Source organism: Stenotrophomonas sp. 364 (genome assembly GCF_009832905.1).
Taxonomy (GTDB): Bacteria; Pseudomonadota; Gammaproteobacteria; order Xanthomonadales; family Xanthomonadaceae; genus Stenotrophomonas; species Stenotrophomonas maltophilia_AP.
On record NZ_CP047135.1, the window covers coordinates 4,564,077 to 4,581,759 of the forward strand.

At 66.1% G+C, this 17,683-nt stretch carries 17 protein-coding genes; 13 read left to right on the top strand and 4 right to left on the bottom strand.

The window, feature by feature from the left end; translation table 11 throughout:
* Positions 1-168 precede the first annotated feature (168 nt).
* The 8 genes from glnA (at position 169) to GQ674_RS20290 (ending at position 8,736) form a co-directional block, all read left to right on the top strand.
* Entirely contained in the window at positions 169-1,578 is a 1,410-nt protein-coding gene (glnA, locus tag GQ674_RS20255; protein ID WP_038691327.1) for a type I glutamate--ammonia ligase, read from the top strand.
* A gap of 376 nt (positions 1,579-1,954) precedes the next feature.
* A complete protein-coding gene (locus tag GQ674_RS20260; RefSeq protein ID WP_026070924.1) occupies positions 1,955-2,293 on the top strand; it encodes a P-II family nitrogen regulator in 339 nt (112 codons plus the stop codon).
* A gap of 18 nt (positions 2,294-2,311) precedes the next feature.
* A complete protein-coding gene (amt, locus tag GQ674_RS20265) occupies positions 2,312-3,754 on the top strand; it encodes an ammonium transporter (RefSeq protein ID WP_159498768.1) in 1,443 nt (480 codons plus the stop codon).
* Positions 3,755-4,040: 286 nt separating this feature from the next.
* Positions 4,041-4,778, top strand: coding sequence for an N-acetylmuramoyl-L-alanine amidase (locus GQ674_RS20270; RefSeq protein WP_159498770.1), 738 nt, complete (start codon positions 4,041-4,043; stop codon positions 4,776-4,778).
* Between the two features lie 888 nt (positions 4,779-5,666).
* Positions 5,667-6,818, top strand: coding sequence for an MltA domain-containing protein (locus GQ674_RS20275; protein WP_159498772.1), 1,152 nt, complete (start codon positions 5,667-5,669; stop codon positions 6,816-6,818).
* A gap of 93 nt (positions 6,819-6,911) precedes the next feature.
* Positions 6,912-7,817, top strand: coding sequence for an NAD(P)/FAD-dependent oxidoreductase (locus GQ674_RS20280; protein ID WP_159498774.1), 906 nt, complete (start codon positions 6,912-6,914; stop codon positions 7,815-7,817).
* 79 nt (positions 7,818-7,896) lie between these two features.
* The gene (locus tag GQ674_RS20285) at positions 7,897-8,247 is read left to right on the top strand and encodes a VOC family protein (protein ID WP_159498776.1); all 351 of its coding nucleotides are present in this window, start codon (positions 7,897-7,899) and stop codon (positions 8,245-8,247) included.
* A 6-nt stretch (positions 8,248-8,253) separates the two neighbouring features.
* Positions 8,254-8,736, top strand: coding sequence for a hypothetical protein (locus GQ674_RS20290; RefSeq protein WP_159498778.1), 483 nt, complete (start codon positions 8,254-8,256; stop codon positions 8,734-8,736).
* 132 nt (positions 8,737-8,868) lie between these two features.
* On the opposite strand, the gene GQ674_RS20295 is transcribed toward GQ674_RS20290, so the two are convergent.
* Genes GQ674_RS20295 through GQ674_RS20305 form a run of 3 tightly spaced genes read right to left on the bottom strand, consistent with a single transcriptional unit; the run spans position 8,869 to position 11,965 of the window.
* Entirely contained in the window at positions 8,869-9,933 is a 1,065-nt protein-coding gene (locus GQ674_RS20295) for a PoNe immunity protein domain-containing protein (RefSeq protein WP_201290192.1), read from the bottom strand.
* A gap of 8 nt (positions 9,934-9,941) precedes the next feature.
* Complete coding sequence (locus GQ674_RS20300; protein ID WP_159498780.1) at positions 9,942-11,390, bottom strand: hypothetical protein; 1,449 nt, start codon at positions 11,388-11,390, stop codon at positions 9,942-9,944.
* On the bottom strand, positions 11,387-11,965 hold the full coding sequence (locus GQ674_RS20305; protein ID WP_159498782.1) for a hypothetical protein: 579 nt from the start codon (positions 11,963-11,965) through the stop codon (positions 11,387-11,389). The genes GQ674_RS20300 and GQ674_RS20305 overlap by 4 nt, the downstream gene beginning before the upstream one ends.
* Before the next feature lie 48 nt (positions 11,966-12,013).
* On the opposite strand from GQ674_RS20305, the gene GQ674_RS20310 reads away from it, so the two are divergent.
* From GQ674_RS20310 to GQ674_RS20330, 5 genes are all read left to right on the top strand, one after another.
* Complete coding sequence (locus tag GQ674_RS20310; RefSeq protein ID WP_159498784.1) at positions 12,014-12,694, top strand: hypothetical protein; 681 nt, start codon at positions 12,014-12,016, stop codon at positions 12,692-12,694.
* Between the two features lie 70 nt (positions 12,695-12,764).
* Positions 12,765-13,838, top strand: a complete 1,074-nt coding sequence (locus GQ674_RS20315; protein WP_159498786.1) for an ATP-binding protein — start codon at positions 12,765-12,767, stop codon at positions 13,836-13,838.
* Positions 13,828-15,276, top strand: a complete 1,449-nt coding sequence (gene ntrC / locus GQ674_RS20320) for a nitrogen regulation protein NR(I) (protein ID WP_159498788.1) — start codon at positions 13,828-13,830, stop codon at positions 15,274-15,276. The genes GQ674_RS20315 and ntrC overlap by 11 nt, the downstream gene beginning before the upstream one ends.
* 92 nt (positions 15,277-15,368) lie before the next feature.
* Positions 15,369-15,935, top strand: coding sequence for a superoxide dismutase family protein (locus GQ674_RS20325; RefSeq protein ID WP_159498790.1), 567 nt, complete (start codon positions 15,369-15,371; stop codon positions 15,933-15,935).
* 50 nt (positions 15,936-15,985) lie between these two features.
* The gene (locus GQ674_RS20330) at positions 15,986-16,621 is read left to right on the top strand and encodes a superoxide dismutase family protein (protein WP_159498792.1); all 636 of its coding nucleotides are present in this window, start codon (positions 15,986-15,988) and stop codon (positions 16,619-16,621) included.
* A gap of 135 nt (positions 16,622-16,756) precedes the next feature.
* Here the strand turns inward: GQ674_RS20330 and GQ674_RS20335 are convergent, their stop codons facing one another.
* Positions 16,757-17,644, bottom strand: a complete 888-nt coding sequence (locus GQ674_RS20335) for a hypothetical protein (RefSeq protein ID WP_128095465.1) — start codon at positions 17,642-17,644, stop codon at positions 16,757-16,759.
* Between the last annotated feature and the right edge of the window lie 39 nt (positions 17,645-17,683).

Here is a 17,683-nt window from a genome sequence, read left to right on the forward strand (position 1 = left end):
CGCCGCACCAAATGTGTGCGTGGTGCGGCCGTTGCACCGATGTGGTGCGGCCGCTTCCGCGGCGGGCAAGGTGCGCTGCCAATGAAATCAACGACTTGTGAAGATTCAAAAGTTGGCACGGCGATTGCTCTATTCCCTTACGCAATCATCCATCCGAGGGTTTCACCGATGTCCGTGGAAAACGTTGAGAAGCTGATCAAGGACAACCAGATCGAGTTCATCGACCTGCGATTCGTCGACATGCGCGGTATCGAACAGCACGTCACCTTCCCGGTGAGCATCGTCGAGCCGTCGCTGTTTGAAGAAGGCAAGATGTTCGATGGCAGCTCGATCGCTGGCTGGAAAGGCATCAACGAATCGGACATGGTCCTGCTCCCGGACCCGGCCAGCGCCTACATCGACCCGTTCTACGCCGACCCGACCCTGGTGATCAGCTGCGACATCCTCGACCCGGCCACCATGCAGCCGTATGGCCGCTGCCCGCGCGGCATCGCCAAGCGCGCCGAGGCCTACCTGAAGTCCTCCGGCATCGCCGAGCAGGCCTTCTTCGGCCCGGAGCCGGAGTTCTTCATCTTCGACTCGGTCCGGTTCGCCAACGACATGGGCCACACCTTCTTCAAGATCGATTCCGAAGAAGCCGCGTGGAGCACCGGTGACAAGTACGACGGCGCCAACAGCGGCTACCGTCCGGCGGTGAAGGGCGGGTACTTCCCCGTGCCGCCGACCGACTCGCTGCACGACCTGCGCGCGGAAATGTGCAAGACCCTGGAACAGGTCGGCATCGAAGTGGAAGTGCAGCACCACGAAGTGGCCACTGCCGGCCAGTGCGAGATCGGCACCAAGTTCAGCACCCTGGTGCAGAAGGCCGACGAACTGCTGCGCATGAAGCACGTCATCAAGAACGTCGCCCACCGCAACGGCAAGACCGCCACCTTCATGCCCAAGCCGATCGTTGGTGACAACGGCAGTGGCATGCACGTGCACCAGTCGCTGTCCAAGGGCGGCACCAACCTGTTCTCCGGCGACGGCTACGGCGGCCTGAGCCAGATGGCGCTGTGGTACATCGGCGGCATCTTCAAGCACGCCAAGGCCATCAACGCCTTCGCCAACTCCGGCACCAACAGCTACAAGCGCCTGGTCCCGGGCTTCGAAGCCCCGGTGATGCTGGCCTACTCGGCCCGCAACCGCTCGGCATCGTGCCGCATTCCGTGGGTGTCCAACCCGAAGGCACGCCGCATCGAAATGCGTTTCCCCGATCCGATCCAGTCCGGCTACCTGACCTTCACCGTGCTGATGATGGCCGGCCTGGACGGCATCCGGAACCAGATCGACCCGGGCGCACCGAGCGACAAGGACCTGTACGACCTGCCGCCGGAAGAAGAGAAGCTGATCCCGCAGGTCTGCTCCTCGCTGGACCAGGCCCTGGAAGCGCTGGACAAGGACCGCGAGTTCCTCAAGGCCGGCGGCGTGATGAGCGACGACTTCATCGACGGCTACATCGCGCTGAAGATGCAGGAAGTGACCCGCTTCCGCGCCGCCACGCACCCGCTTGAGTACCAGATGTACTACGCCAACTGAGCAACCGGTGACGATGACGAAGGACCTCCCTCCCACCTTCGTCATCGTCACTGCTTTTCCGGCTGGGGAGCCGGCAAGGCACGCCGCAAAGCGGACCGTCGGTCCGTTGCAAGGTAGAGCGGACCGTTGGTCCGCTGCAGAAGGTAGAGCGGACCGTTGGTCCGCTGCACCACCAGGGGCAAGAGAGACCGGACGCGTGCCATGGGCCCCTCCTCCCTCCCGCGTCACCGCTACCGTGACCCGCAAGGGCCCCGGCAGTGGCGAGGCCCATGCATCGTTCGGCGCACCAGGGGGCGGCCATGTGCAAGTGGCCGCCCGCTGACCTGACACCGGCCAGCAACACACCGCCGGTTCCATCCACCATCGGGACATGCGCATGAAACTGATCTCCGCCATCATCCGGCCGTTCAAGCTCGACGAGGTCCGCGAGGCCCTCTCCGATGCGGGCGTGTCGGGCATCACCGTGACCGAAGTCAAAGGCTTCGGGCGCCAGAAGGGCCACACCGAGTTGTATCGCGGCGCGGAGTACGTCGTGGATTTCCTGCCGAAGATCAAGATCGAAACCGTGGTCACTGACGACCGCCTGGACGCGGTGGTTGAAGCGATCCAGAACGCGGCCGGCACTGGCAAGATCGGCGACGGCAAGATCTTCGTGACTGCGGTCGAACAGGTCGTCCGCATCCGCACCGGCGAAATCGGCGCTGACGCGCTCTAACCCCACTCGGAGCCCACAATGAAGACCTCTTTGTTCACCGGGTGGCAAGCCCGGTTCCATGCCGTGTGCCTGATGATGCTGATCAGCGCGCTGGCCGTTGGTGCGTTCTCCAGCAGCGCGCAGGCCCAGGCGCAGGTCACCCCGGCACCGTCGGAGACGGTCGCGGTCGAGCCGCTGCCCGTTGCCGCCGCGCCGGCTGCACCGGTCGCCGACGCCGCGGCCGCTGCCGCTGCCGCGCCCAGTTTCGATCACGGCGACGTCGCCTGGATGCTCACCTCCACCCTGCTGGTGCTGCTGATGGTGGTGCCCGGGCTGGCCCTGTTCTACGGCGGCCTGGTGCGCTCCAAGAACGTGCTGTCCATCCTGAGCCAGATCCTGGTGGTGTTCTCGCTGATCCTGATCCTGTGGGTGGCCTACGGCTACAGCGCGGTGTTCAGTGAAGGCAACGCCTTCTTCGGCTCGTTCACCGAGTTCGCCTTCCTCAAGGGCTTTACCCCCGATTCGGTCGGCAACACCCCGATCAAGGGCCTGCCCGACTACCTGTTCGTCGCCTTCCAGTCGACCTTTGCCGGCATCACCACCGCGCTGATCGTCGGCGCCTTCGCCGAGCGCATCAAGTTCAAGGCAGTGCTGCTGTTCTCGGCGCTGTGGTTCACCCTGAGCTACATCCCGATGGCCCACATCGTGTGGGGCGGCGGCTATCTGGGCGCGATGGGCGCGATCGATTTCGCCGGTGGCACCGTGGTCCACATCAACGCCGGCGTGGCCGGCCTGGTCGGCGCGTACTTCGTTGGCAAGCGCATCGGCTACGGCCAGACTGCGTTGAAGCCGCACAACGTGCCGTTCACCTACATCGGCGCGATGCTGCTGTGGGTGGGCTGGTTCGGCTTCAACGCCGGATCGGCCGCCGCCGCCGACACCGTGGCCTCGCTGGCCTTCCTCAACACCATCCTGGCCACCGCCGCAGCGGTGCTGGGATGGACGCTGGTGGAAGCGGTGAGCAAGGGCAAGCCGTCGGCGCTGGGCGCCGCGTCCGGCGCGGTGGCCGGCCTGGTCGGCATCACCCCGGCCTGCGGCACGGTCGGCCCGCTGGGCGCGATCGTGATCGGCCTGGTGGCCGGCGTGGTCTGCGTGTGGGGCGTGACCGGTCTCAAGCGCCTGCTGCGCGTGGATGACACCGCCGACGTGTTCGGCGTGCACGGCATCGGCGGCATCGTCGGCGCGTTGCTCACCGGCGTGTTCAGCGCGCAGTCGCTGGGCGGTACCAAGGCCGATCTCGACATCGGCCACCAGGTCTGGGTGCAGCTGGTCAGCGTCGGCTTCACCATCGTCTGGTGCGCCGTGGTCACCGCGGTGATCCTGCTGGTGGTACGCATGGTGTTCGGCCTGCGCGTCACCGAAGAAGCCGAGCGCACCGGCCTGGACGTCACCTCGCACGGCGAATCCGCCTACGAGGCCTGACCGCCCGCAATGTAACGCCGGGCTCTGCCCGGCAACAAACCAACGTAGCGCCGGGCTCTGCCCGGCAACCGACCACCGTAGTGCCGGGCTCTGCCCGGCAACGAAAGAAACAAGAAACGCGAGAGAGAAGCAGTACCTTCGCCGGCGGCCTTCGGGTCGCCGGCTTTTTGTTGGGCGATCACCGCAACCCCAGCCACGCATGGCGTGTCTCTACTCCACACGCAAACACACCCGCCCGGCACACGCACCACCGGCACCCGCGCGCAGAATCCCGCACAATGCGGTCATGCGCCCGATCCGCACCGTACTGCCGCTGTTCGCCTGCCTGCTGCTCGCTGCGTGCACCAGCACCAGCACCGGCATCCGCAGCCCGCTCGCCAGTTGGGTGCCGTCGCCCAACTACAACGCGCGCAGCCCGGTCATCATCGTGCTGCACCACACCGACCAGCACTCGGTCCAGGAAAGCCTGGACACCCTGCGCAGCGCCAACAGCGGGGGCAAAGTCAGCGCGCACTATCTGGTCGGTGCCGACGGCCACATCTACCAACTGGTGGGCGACGACCGCCGCGCCTGGCACGCCGGCCCGGGCCGCTGGGGCACCATCACCGACCTCAACTCGGCCTCGATCGGCATCGAGATCGACAACGACGGCGACACCCCGTTCGCACCCGCGCAGATCGACGCCGTGATCCGCCTGCTGGACGACCTGTGCACGCGCTTGCGCATTCCGCGCACGCAGGTCATCGGTCATGCCGACCTCGCGCCCACCCGCAAGCAGGATCCCAGCCGCTTCTTTCCGTGGCAGCAGCTGGCCCAGGCCGGCTTCGGCGTGTGGCCGCGCGACAGCGACGGCCCCGCACCGGCGGGGTTCGATGCGTACCTGGCGCTACAGACCTTCGGCTATCCCCTCGACGATCGCGATGCCGCCGTCGGCGCATTCCATCGTCGCTTCCGCGGCCGCGACGACCTGCCCGCCACACTGGATGCCGAAGACGCCCGCATCCTGCACTCGCTGCTGCGCTAGACGCCATAACGGCCGCGCGATCCCAGGACCAATGACGATCCCACGCCTCATCGCCGCACGCCGACGTCCAGTGGCACTGGCCCTCACGCGCACCGGTGAACCGGTAGAGCCGACCGTTGGTCGGCTGCTCTCCCTCACACCGCGCGCGGTCGCACCGCCAGCCGACCAACGGTCGGCTCTACCATTTCAGGACCATCGCCCATGACGATCACACGCCTCACCGCCGCCTGCCGACGTCCGGCGGCCGGCTCATGCGTCTCGCCTGCACACGGCCATGCACGCCCGTGAACCGGTAGAGCCGACCGTTGGTCGGCTGCTCTCCCTCACACACCGCGCGCGCTCGCACCGCCAGCCGACCAACGGTCGGCTCTACGATTCCAGGCGCGCCAGCCGACCAACGGTCGGCTCTACCATTTCAGGACCCTCGCCCATGACGATCACACGCCTCACCGCCGCCTGCCGACGTCCGGCGGCCGGCTCATGCGTCTCGCCCGCACACGGCCATGCACGCCCGTGAACCGGTAGAGCCGACCGTTGGTCGGCTGCTCTCCCTCACACACCGCGCGCGGTCGCACCGCCAGCCGACCAACGGTCGGCTCTACGATTCCAGCCGCGTCAGCCGACCAACGGTCGGCTCTACCATTCCAGGACCATCGCCCATGACGATCACACGCCTCACCGCCGCCTGCCGACGTCCGGCGGCCGGCTCATGCGTCTCGCCCGCACACGGCCATGCACGCCCGTGAACCGGTAGAGCCGACCGTTGGTCGGCTGCTCTCCCTCACACACCGCGCGCGCTCGCACCGTCAGCCGACCAACGGTCGGCTCTACGATTCCAGCCGCGCCAGCCGACCAACGGTCGGCTCTACCATTTCAGGACCCTTGCCCATGACGATCACACGCCTCACCGCCGCCTGCCGACGTCCGGCGGCACTGCTCATGGGCCTGGCCCTGCTGACCAGCTGCGCCGTGTCCCCGCAGCGCCCCAGCGCGCCCGGCAACACCTACGTCAAGGCCGCCTGGACCGCGTTGCCCGCCGTCTCCGATGCTGACCTGCAGGCCGGCTTCGCCGCGTGGCGCAGCAGTTGCCCGCGCCTGAAGACCGACGCCACCTGGGCGTCCACCTGCACGGTGGCAGCGACGGTCGATCCCTCGCCGGCCGCTATCCGCCAGTTCCTGCAGGAGCGCCTGGACGTCTACGCGTTACGCGCCGTCGGCAACCGCGCCGATGGCCTGATCACCGGCTACTACGAACCCATCTACCCCGGCAGCCTGACCCGCACCGCGCAGGCCACCGTGCCGGTCTATGGCGTGCCTGGCGACATGGTCAGCGTGCAGCTGGACAGCCTCTACCCCGAGCTCAAGGGCAAGCGCCTGCGCGGCCGCGTCGACGGCCGCGTGCTCAAGCCCTACGACGATGCCGCGACGATTGCCGCGCAGGGCGTCAAGGCACCGGTGCTGGCCTGGCTCACCCACCCGATGGACCTGCAGTTCCTGCAGATCCAGGGCTCGGGCCGCATCGTGCTGGCCGACGGCCGCCACCTGCGCATCGCCTACGCCGACCAGAACGGCCACCCCTACCGCCCGATCGGGCGCTGGCTGGTGGAGCAGGGCGAGCTGAAAAAGGACGACGTCACCATGGACGCCATCCGTGCCTGGGCCATCGCGCATCCCGCGCGCGTGCCCGAGCTGCTGGCCAGCAATCCCAGCTACGTGTTCTTCACCAAGGGCCCCGACGGCGACGAAGGCCCACGCGGTTCGTTGAATGTGCCGCTCACCGCCGGCTACAGCGTCGCGGTGGACCGCAACGTGGTGCCGCTGGGCAGCCTGCTGTGGCTGTCCACCACGCGCCCGGACGGCAGCGCAGTGGTGCGCCCGGTGGCCGCGCAGGACACCGGCGGCGCGATTGCCGGCGAGGTGCGCGCGGATCTGTTCTGGGGCACCGGCGACGCCGCCGGCAAGCTTGCCGGTGACATGAAACAGAGGGGCTTCATCTGGATGCTGTGGCCCAAGGGCGCGGCGTTGCCGAAGGCACCGTAGGGACCGGTGCGTGAGGCCTGCTTCACGCACCGGTCCTATGCTCGCCGTTCGCATCCCGCCCGGGGGTGCTCCCTGGCAAGGTGAACCGGTTCCATGAGCGCATTCCCCGACCGTTTCGACGTCATCATCGTGGGCGGCAGCTATGCGGGCATGTCCGCGGCCCTGCAACTGGTGCGCGCCCGGCGCAGCGTGCTGGTGATCGACAGCGGCACCCCGCGCAACCGCAACGCGGTCGTCGCCCATGGCTTTCTGGGCCGCGAAGGCATGGCCCCGGCCGACATCGCCGCGCAGTCGCGTGGCGAACTGATGCGTTATCCCACCCTGGCCTGGCTCACCGGGCGCGCCATACGTGCCGAGGTCCTGGGTGGCGGCAAGCGCTTCGACATTCATTGCGAAGGCGGCCAGCGCTTCTCGGCACGCCGGCTGATTCTTGCCTACGGCGTCACCGATACGCTCCCCGCCATCGACGGCCTCGCTGAGCGCTGGGGCAGGAGCGTGCTGCACTGCCCGTACTGCCACGGCTATGAGCTGCAGGAAGGCCGCATCGGGGTGGTCGGCTGCTCCGATGACGGCGGGGCCGCGCAGGCGTTGCTGTTGTGCGATTGGGGTAACGTCACCCTGTTCTGCAGCGATGCCGCGCGCATCGATCCGGCGCAGAAGGCGCGTCTGGACGCCTGTGGCGTGCTGATCGAAACCACGCCTGTGCTGCGCGTGGATGAGCAGGCCACGGTCGTGCTCACCGATGGCCGCCGCGTCGTCACCGATGCGCTGTTCGTCGCCCCGGTGTCGCGCCTGTCCTGCGACCTGGCCCAGCAGTTGGGGTGTGAATTGCAGGACGCCGGCTGCATCACTGCCGATTCGGCCAAGCAGACCACCGTGGAAGGCGTGTTCGCCTGCGGCGACGCGGCCCGCATGGCGGGCAACATAGCCCTGTCGGTCGGCGAGGGCGCGCTGGCCGGTGTGGCCGTGCATCATTCGTTGGTCGGCCTGTTGGACTGAGGGGCCTTTGGCGCTACATTCGCGCAAGCGGCCCTGCAACCGCGGACGTCCGGCCGAAAGAAAATGGAGGGGAACGTCCATGCAGGTCAAACGCATCATCGCCAACATCCGCACCGAGGACCCCACGCTCGCCGATCGGTTCTACCGGGACATCCTCGGTCTGGAGCTGGCGATGGACCATGGCTGGATCCGTACCTATGCCAGCCTGAGCCACATGACCGTGCAGCTCAGCGTTGCGCAGGAGGGCGGCTCGGGGACCGACGTGCCCGACCTGTCCGTGGAGGTGGATGACCTGGAGGAAGCGCTGCGCAGGGTGAAGGCAGCGGGCATTCCACTGGTCTACGGGCCGACCAGTGAACCCTGGGGCGTGCGACGGTTCTCCGTGCGCGACCCGTTCGGGCGGCTGGTCAACATTCTGAAGCACGCGTAGATGGTCATGGACGCGACGTATCCGACGTGCCTGGACACCGCCGATGACGCCACCGCCTGCGCCTTCTTCTGGACGGGCCTGGCGCTGGGCACCCTGCACGTGGATGCCAGCAAGGAATGGGCATACGCCAGGATCGACGCGTGGGACGCGCCGGCCATCGAGATCATCGAGATGGCCACGGCGCGTGACCGCAATGCGGCCATGGACGCGCTGCAGGCCGCTACGGGTGACGCGGATTGGCAAACCGCTGGACGCTCGCTTTTACGGGAGCTGCTGGTGCAGTTCCGGTCGGGTGGGCTTTCAGCGCACGAAGCATCCCTCACTGCCATGCGGGTAGCAAGCACTGCCCGGCTTCTCGCGGAGGTCTACTACGCCTTCGACGGTCTCGATGACGAACGGGTACTGGTAGCCAATGGCATCTTTGGCACCGCTGCGGGATTTGAAGCTGACCTTGTTGAGACACTTGAGCGGTATTCGTCCGCTGCCTGACAGATCTCGCATCTGTCAGGGCCGTTGGCACCCTGCACCCGAACCATGCCGATCCTCCACACCCTCTTCTTCAATGGATCAGGCAAGGCAATTCACGAACGCGAAGTGCTGGTTGGCGGGAAGCGCCCGATCTCAGATCAACGACCGGGGCGTCTGATCCCGATCCCATATCCAGAACGTGTCGCCGTAATCCGAATTCACGATCTGCGGAAACACCTCACCCTGCTTGAAATAGCGACGTGAGTCGACCTTCGCCGGGGTGTACCACCACCCACTCTTGGGGACAGCTTCGTCGGCGGGTACGCGTTCGGGGGCGGCTTCCGCCTGTGCGGTGACATCGGCAGCAAGGGCCCGCGCGAAGTCGGCCAGATCCTTGGGGTAAAACGCCATGTCCCGGTAGCTGCTGTCGTCGATGCCCAGCGCCACCGTAGTGGCGGCAGCTTCCCAGGACCAATACCCGTAGAAGTCAACGTCGCCCTCGCCGTGCTGGTTTACGTACGGCTCGCGACGACTGGCGTGGTACCACTCGTCCAGATACGTCGCCATCAGGGCAGGTCGCTGCTCAGGTTGTGCGGCGAACACCTTGAACAGCTTGCGATACGGAAGGTGGCGTGTAGCAGTGTCAGGTGGCGTCGGGCGCCCACTGACGTACGGAGCAACCAACCGCTCCAGTAGACCGTCGTAAGTTTCCAGATCGGCATTGGCGTAGTCCAGGACCTTCATGACCTGCGGCATCCGCGCGGCATGGCCGGTCAACAGACCGAAGCACACCAGACGTAGAGCAACGATCCAGTATTCCTCGGACACCAGTGACACGTGCGGGGTGATATCGCCGGAGGAGTTCTCTGCAGAAGCGTGATACGCGGCATGGAGCCTGCTGTACTCTTCAGCCCACTCCAGCACGTGAGGCCACACTTCAGCCCACTGCTGCACAGAAGCGCCTGCTGAATACTGCAGACTCATCCAATCCAAGGTGCTCCAGAGTCTTCGTCGAGTGGATGTCATAAGTCCCCCGGCACGTGCCTTCAGCATGTGCTTCGGAAGATCCGTTGTGACCATGGCAACGCCACCAAGGTGTTCGTCAAACAATTGCGGATACGTGGCATAGCGTAGGTACGGTTCGCGCCGCCGATCAAAATCGGCCTCTGAGACTTTCCAGGCGAACCACTGTTGCCAATCAGGCATAGAAAGGGCCATGTAGGTTGTCACTCCAGAAGAAGGGTATTTGGCAACACGAATTCGGTGCCGATCTGGTGACTGACAACGGCCTTTGCACACTTCCCCGTAGTACTGCCCTGCGCAGATTCATGCTTGTTATGGTTTGGCCCTACCACCGTGATCAGACTGCGATCATAAGGGCATCTAACCAACTCATGCTTAAGCTTACCGTCGGTGAACGAGGACCCTTGTCCCAATTTGAAGTCGTTGAACTCCCAAGCTCTAATCTTGGGCACCAGATATGTCGACGCAGCTGAGGTCAGTCCCGCTGTTCGGATTTTCGCGGCCACCCACCGATGACTTAACTGCTTCCCATCAAGGGTAGTCCGAGAGTTGACTGCGCCCCGCGCCTTCTTCTCGTCCTCCTCTCCCAAGTACGCATCAATGCCGTACTCCAACCCCTGCCAGACAGCCTGCGCCGTCTCAAGTGTGCGATGGAAAGGTTTGCCGGAACCTTTGGTATCGCTGACTCGATACCCTAGAGGCAGCTTGCTGCTGTGCCACACATGGTCGATGCCATTATGGCCCAAAGCCGTCTTCCCATTGGGTTGTGTCATTTCGTACAAATGACCACCGTGACTAACCTTCTTGCGGGTGTGCTGGCGCCGAACGTAGTAGTAATCGGCGATATGCTCCCCAGAGACACCGATCTTGTGTTTGCTTTGTGTCGACCGCTGGCTTTGACGCTTGGTGCCACTCGCCTGTCCAGACGCAGGCGTGGGTGTACCACTGGTGTTCTTCGGTACCGATGTGGGTGCCTGCGTCCCAGGCGTCGGGCGCGCACCGGCCTTGGGCTTGGGAAGTGCGGGCGTATGACCGGACGTTGAGGGCAGCGGATCCTGGAGGGCGCGCTGGTGCATTTGCCGCAGCGAATCCATGGCCTCATTGATCTTGCGGGCAGCCATCTGCTTCAAGTTGCGTAGCTGTTGAATGAGCTTCTGCACGCCTTCGCGGCCGAGCACCCACTTGGTCACGCGATACTCCAGCACGTCGATCATGCCGGCGAGAATATCGTCCACCGAACGGGACAACTCGCGGGCGTACTGCACCCAGTTCAGCTCCCGGAACCACTTTTCGATATTGCCCCGTACCTTGTTGGGCAAGCTATCGAGGATGCGCCCCATCTTTTTGCCGTTGCGCATCATCATGAATACGTTCTTCAGCGCATCGCCGAACAGCGGCACGATGGCAATCAATGCAAGCACAAGGGCAATCCAGCTCTCTGTGCTTGAGGGTGCCTTGGTCAACCCGTAGATGCAGCGAAGAATGTTGTAGACGTCCACCGCCTGGCCCACATAGGGAATGCAACCCAGCACCACAGTCACGATCATCTGCGCGGCAGAGTCACCGCGTCCTTCGACTACTTCCTGCACCCAGGACAGGATCTCGGCCAAGGCATCATCTTCGGCCTTCTGAAGCGCTACGTTGGTGCTCATGCTGGTGCTCCTGGCCTGCCTTCATTACCGGTGAGCACTACCTCGTCATGCGTGCCTGGGCTCTCGTCGTGATCGTGGCGGTCCGGTGCGAACTCTCCGACGTATTCGTAGTCACCGGACAGGTCGTCGTAGTCTTCGTCGCCGCTGTAGATGGCCGCCACTTCGTCCGGAAAGTAGTTGTCTTCCATGTAGTCTGCTTCCGCCTTCGCGTAACGCTCCAGTGCCTCCCGGGCGTCTTCAGGGCTGGTCGGTCTGAAGCCGAAGATGGGATTTCTGGGGCGTTCGGGATAGGCAAACGCGTCGCGCTGGTCATAGCCGAAGAAAACCTTCCCCGGCCCGGGTGGATTCTCGATGCGTGCCTCGCCTTTGTCGTCCAGCGTTCCCTCCAGCTGGGTGCCGTTCTCAAACATCACCCGATACGGGGCATTCACGACAGGCTTCAGGTCGGCGTAGGCGTACTTTATGTCGAGGACGCCACGTACCTGGCCCTGCGGTAGGGCCGTCAACGCGGCCGGTAGGCTGTCTCCCGCAAGAAACGGGTGCTGGGACGCCTTGACGATGAAATTGCCCGGCATATAGATAGTTCCTTTATCTTGAATGCACTTTCAGGGAGCTCGCCAGCAATGACGCTGATTATCGCCGCCGACGTGCAGGATCATCTGATCCTGGCCGGAGATCATTGCGCGGTAATGTCGCGGGTGTCAATTGAATCCGATTCTGATGTCGTAATCAGCAATTATCGAAAGGTTTACCCGTGGAAGTATGGTGCCGTCACGGCATCGGGCGACGTACTTCTGGCGATGTGGTTCTGTCGTTTATTCCTCCACCAGGAACAGCAGGGCGGGGCAGTTGATCTGCTGCAGGTGGCCAGCGAGGCGAAGCAGATGCGCGCCCGTCATGGGATTCCGCGCACCCACTCCATGGCGAACATCTATTTTTCGTTGCCGGGAGCGGATGGTTTTGCCTTGCATGGGCTTTCCATCAGGGAGCGCACGATCGACTACGAGAAGGTCGAGCCGATCAGCACACGCTTCTCGATGCGGGAAGAGCGATCACCGGATGAATCGGTATGCCAAGCCTTCAATACGCTGCTACGCCCGTCCTTGTTCTTCCAGACAGCTGATGCGTGCGACCGCCACCACCTTGATCTGCTGGCCGCGTTCTATACCGCCCAAAGCGCGGTTGATGATCGGGTAACGGCCACCTTTGATGTGTTCATGCTTGACAAGAGGACCGGAACGGGGACGTTCTGGCACGGATCCCCCGCGCCCCGCCGGCTGACCAGGATGAATGGAGACGCGTGAGACGCGGTGTCGTCCCGGTTGCCCGCTGTTTGTGATTCAACCCCTTTCGCTTTTGCACTACATTGGTGCAATGACCTCCGCACTTGCGCCCCCCGCCCTTGACGTCCTCGGCACCCCGGTTGCCTGGGCCGACGCCAGTGGCCGCGTGGTGGGCTGCAACCCGGCGTTCGCCCGCTGGCTGGGCGTCAGCGTGCGCCGCTTGATTGGCCAGCCGCTGGCCTCCTTGGAAGTGCAGGGCGAGGCGCTGGCCCACTTCCTGGCCCGTGACGAGCGCGACACCCTGCGCCTGCACCGCCTGGCCCTGGCCCTGCCGGGCGACGCCCCGCGTTTCGCCGAAGGCTGGCTGAGCCGGTGGGACGAAGGCGGCTGGCTGCTCGAAGCGCATCCGGTGGACGAGTTCCCCGGCCTGGACCCGACCCAGGCCCTGCCCAGCGCGCTCAGTGCGGCGCTCAAAGGGCTGGCGCACGAGCTGCGCAATCCACTGGCGGGGCTGAAGGGCGCGGCCCAACTGCTGGCCAAGCGCAATGCGCAGCGGGCCCCCGATGAGCGCGACCCGGACGAACGCGAGCTGATCGAACTGATCGGCTCGGAGATCGAGCGCCTCAACGGCCTGCTCGAACAACTGCTGTCGCCGGCTCCGGCCGCGCCGCACGCGCCGCTCAACATCCACGCCTCGCTGGAGCGCGTGCTGCGCCTGGCCGAAAGCGAAGGCGGCTGGGCGGTGCGGCTGCAGCGCGATTACGACCCCAGCATTCCCGAATTCGACGGTGACGCCGACCGCCTCACCCAGGCGGTGTGGAACCTGGTGCGCAACGCGATCCAGGCCGGCGCCGGCAGCGTGACCCTGCGCACCCGGGTAGAGCACGGCGTGCGCATCGGCGACCAGGTGCACCCGCTGGCGCTGCGCCTGGAGATCGCCGACGACGGCCGCGGCGTACCTGAGCAGCTGGCCGAGCACCTGTTCCTGCCGCTGGTGAGCGGTCGCGCCGAAGGCACCGGGCTGGGCCTGGCGCTGGCGCAGCAGGTGGCGCGCGAACACCGCGGCACGCTGACCTATCGTTCCCGACCGGGGCATACCGTCTTCACCGTGCTGCTGCCGATCGGCCACGGCACGCCCGCCGAGGAGACCGCCCATGGCGGATGACACCGACAGCACCGCCCAGCGCGTCTGGGTGGTCGATGATGACCGCGCGGTCCGCTTCGTGCTGTGCACCGCGCTGCGCGACGCCGGCTACCGCGTGGAAGGCTTCGACGGCGCCGCTTCGGCGCTGGCCATGCTCGATACCCAGCCGCCACCGGACCTGCTGTTCACCGATGTGCGCATGCCCGGCGACGATGGTCTGGTGTTGCTGGACAAGCTCAAGGCCGCGCACCCGCAACTGCCGGTGATCGTGATGTCAGCCTATACCGACGTGGCCAGCACTGCCGGCGCATTCCGCGGCGGTGCACAGGAATTCCTGTCCAAGCCGTTCGACCTCGACGATGCGGTGGCGCTGGCCCAGCGCGTGCTGCCCGCGCCCGATGCACTGGCCGATGCGCCTACACCGGCTGCGGTGGAGCCCACGCCCGACCAGCGCCCACAGCTGGTGGGCGACACCCCGGCCATGCGCGCGCTGTTCCGCGCGATCGGGCGGCTGGCGCAGGCGCCGCTGTCGGTGCTGATCAACGGTGAAACCGGCACTGGCAAGGAGCTGGTCGCACATGCGCTGCACCATGAATCGCCGCGCGTGCAGGGGCCGTTCGTGGCGCTCAACACCGCAGCCATTCCCTCCGAATTGCTGGAAAGCGAGCTGTTCGGCCACGAGGCCGGCGCGTTCACCGGCGCGCAACGACGCCACGTCGGCCGCTTCGAGCAGGCCAATGGCGGCACCTTGTTCCTGGATGAGATCGGCGACATGCCGCTGCCGCTGCAGACGCGGCTGCTGCGCGTGCTGGCCGAGGGTGAGTTCTTCCGCGTGGGCGGCCGCGAGCTGATCCGGGTGGACGTGCGCGTGATCGCCGCGACCCACCAGGACCTGGAATCGCTGGTGGCACAGGGCCGCTTCCGCGCCGACCTGCTGCACCGGCTGGACGTGGTGCGGTTGCGGCTGCCGCCGTTGCGCGAACGGCGCGACGACATCGCCCAGCTCACCGACACTTTCCTCGCCGCCGCCGCGCGCAAGCTCGACACCCCACCCAAACGGCTCACTGCGGCCGCACTGCAGGCGCTGCGTGAACATGACTGGCCCGGCAACGTACGCGAGCTGGAGAACGTGTGCTGGCGCATGGCGGCCCTGGCCGCCTCGGACACCATCGGCGTGGCCGATGTGGACAGCGCGCTGCATCGCGGCGGTGGTCCGCGCACCCGCGCGGCGGGCGATCCGGGCCAGTGGGAAACCCTGCTGTCGGCCTGGGCGCGCCAACGCCTGGCCGAAGGCGCCGAGGGCCTGCACGCGCAGGTGCGCGACCGAGTTGACCAGGCGCTGCTGGAAGCGGCGCTGCAGATCACCCACGGGCGCCGTGCCGAAGCCGCCGCGCGGCTGGGCATGGGCCGCAACACTCTGACCCGCAAGCTCGGCGCCGGGCGCCGTCGCGGCGGATGAACCGGATGTCCACGGCATGTGTGCACGGCGTCCGTGCCTCTTTCATGGTGCGTGGACGAGCACATCGTTAGTTTGCAACCAAGGAGTTTTCCATGCGCAGTTCCTCTCTCGTCCTCGGTGCAGTGGTTGCCCTCGGCCTGGCGGCTTGCGGCAGCACCCCGCCAGCACGTCCCACCGCACCACCCGTACCGTTGGTGAGCACTGCAAAAATGGCCGAAGCCAATCTGTCGCCGGCGTCGGCCAGCCTGGTCAGTGGGCGTCTGGCGCTGGTGCCGGATGCGCAGGGCGTGCACATCACCGGCGTCATCGGTGGACTGCAGCCGTTGCAGACGGCAGCGTTCCACGTGCATGAGCGAGGCGATTGCAGCGCGGTGGATGCCAGCAGCGCGGGCGGACATTTCAATCCGGGCGCGCAGCCGCATGGCCGCAACAGCGCCGGCGCGCACCACGCCGGCGACATGGACAACCTGCGCGCCGATGCGCAGGGTCGCGTCAACGTGGATGTGCGCCTGCCAGCGGTTACCGTTGGCGGCGGCGCAGCCACCGATATCGCCGGGCGTGCACTGGTGGTGCATGCCAACGCCGACGATTACCGCAGCCAGCCCGCCGGCAATGCCGGCGCCAGAATCGCCTGCGGCGTCATCCGGGTCACGCGCTGATCGCGCAACCCGACGCCGCTTTTTCCATCGCTACCCGCAAGGAGTTCCACATGCGCCTGATCCACACCTCGCTGTTTGCCGCCATTGCCGCGCTCGGCCTGACCGCCTGCAACAAGCCGGCCGACACCACCCCCGAAGCGACCCCGGCCGCCGAAGCCACGGCCGCCCAGCCGACCGCCGAATCCACCTCGGACGCGCCGCCGGCCATGACCAGCGAAGCGCACGCCAACCACGGCGCCGCTGCCGAACTGGCGCCCACCAAGGACAGCACCGTCAAGGGCAACGTCACCTTCAGCGTGGTGGACGGCAAGGTGCACGTGAAGGGTGAGGTGAGCGGCCTCAAGCCCAACTCCGAGCACGGCTTCCACATCCACGAGAAGGGCGATTGCAGCGCACCGGACGGCGCCAGCGCCGGCGGCCACTTCAACCCCGGCAAGGAAGACCACGGCAGCGTGGCCGCCACCCCGCACCACGGTGGCGACATGCCCAACATCAAGGCCGACGCCCAGGGCAACGCCGTGGTCGACGCGGATGTGTCCACCAACGTCAATATCGGCAAGGGCGATGATTTCGACATCATCGGTCGTGGCCTGATCGTCCACGCCGACGCCGACGACTACAAGACCCAGCCGACCGGCAACGCCGGTGCCCGCCTTGCCTGCGCAGTGATCAAGGCCGCGCCGTAACCGACGCGATGCAGAATGAAAAACGCCGGCGATTGCCGGCGTTTTTTTTTTGGAACGCGGGTAGAGCCACGCCATGCGTGGCTGCCATGATCGCTATCGATGCCCGGAGGAGCCGGCCAGCGGCCGGCACGACCGTCAGCGGGTGAGCAGCTCGCGCGCGTCCTGGCCGGCTTCGCAATGCACGAACAGGACCGGCAGGCCATGCGCTTCCAGCACGGCGGCCATCTGCCGCTGGCGCATCAGGAACTGGTCGTAGATGCCCTGCAGGCGCTCGCAGTCGCCGGTGCCGTGGTTATAGAACGCACACCAGCCGGCGGGATCGAACAGCGCCATACGCACTTCGCCATCGGCGTATCGAAGCAGCGGCTCCGGGGGCGCGTCCAGCCACTCTTCCGAACGCGGGGCCATCAACGCGGTTTCGATCACCGGCCACAGTGCGGCCAGGCCCTGGTTGTCGTACTGCATCGACATCATCGCGGCGAGGTCGTTCACCGTGAAGAAGCGTGCGTGTTCGATCTGCGCACCGAAAGCCGTTTGCGCCAGCAGTGCGGTGTCCGGTTGGGCCATGCCCTGGGCCAGCAGCACCTCTTCCAGTGCCTCGGCCACGGCCTGGGTCTGCGCCACGTCGGTCCCGGTCAGCAGGAACGGCACCACGCGCAGGCCACCGCCGGTCAACGTGGCCTCGGCCTGGAAGGGCAGTGGCACGTCGCCGTCGGCACCGGCGCCAAAGGCCAGCAGGCGCGGGCCTTCGTTGCGGCCGGGGGCGCGCATCTGCAGTTCTTCCAGCCGGCGGTGCACGGGCCAGCCCGGGCGCAGCACTTCGGCCGGGTCGAAATGCGCGCCGGCGAACACGAAGTCCAGCCCGCTGACGCCGGGGACCAGTTTGGCCAGGTCACGGCCGACGCGTTCGGCCAGCTCGCCGGCCTGTTCGGAAGACAGCGCGGCATGGCGCGGCGCGTCGCCGCCGGCCAGTTCCAATGCCAGGACGCCAAGGGCATTCATGCCGGGGTCGGGTTTGCTCATGGTTTCACGGTTGGCCCATCACAGGGCGGCAGCTACACT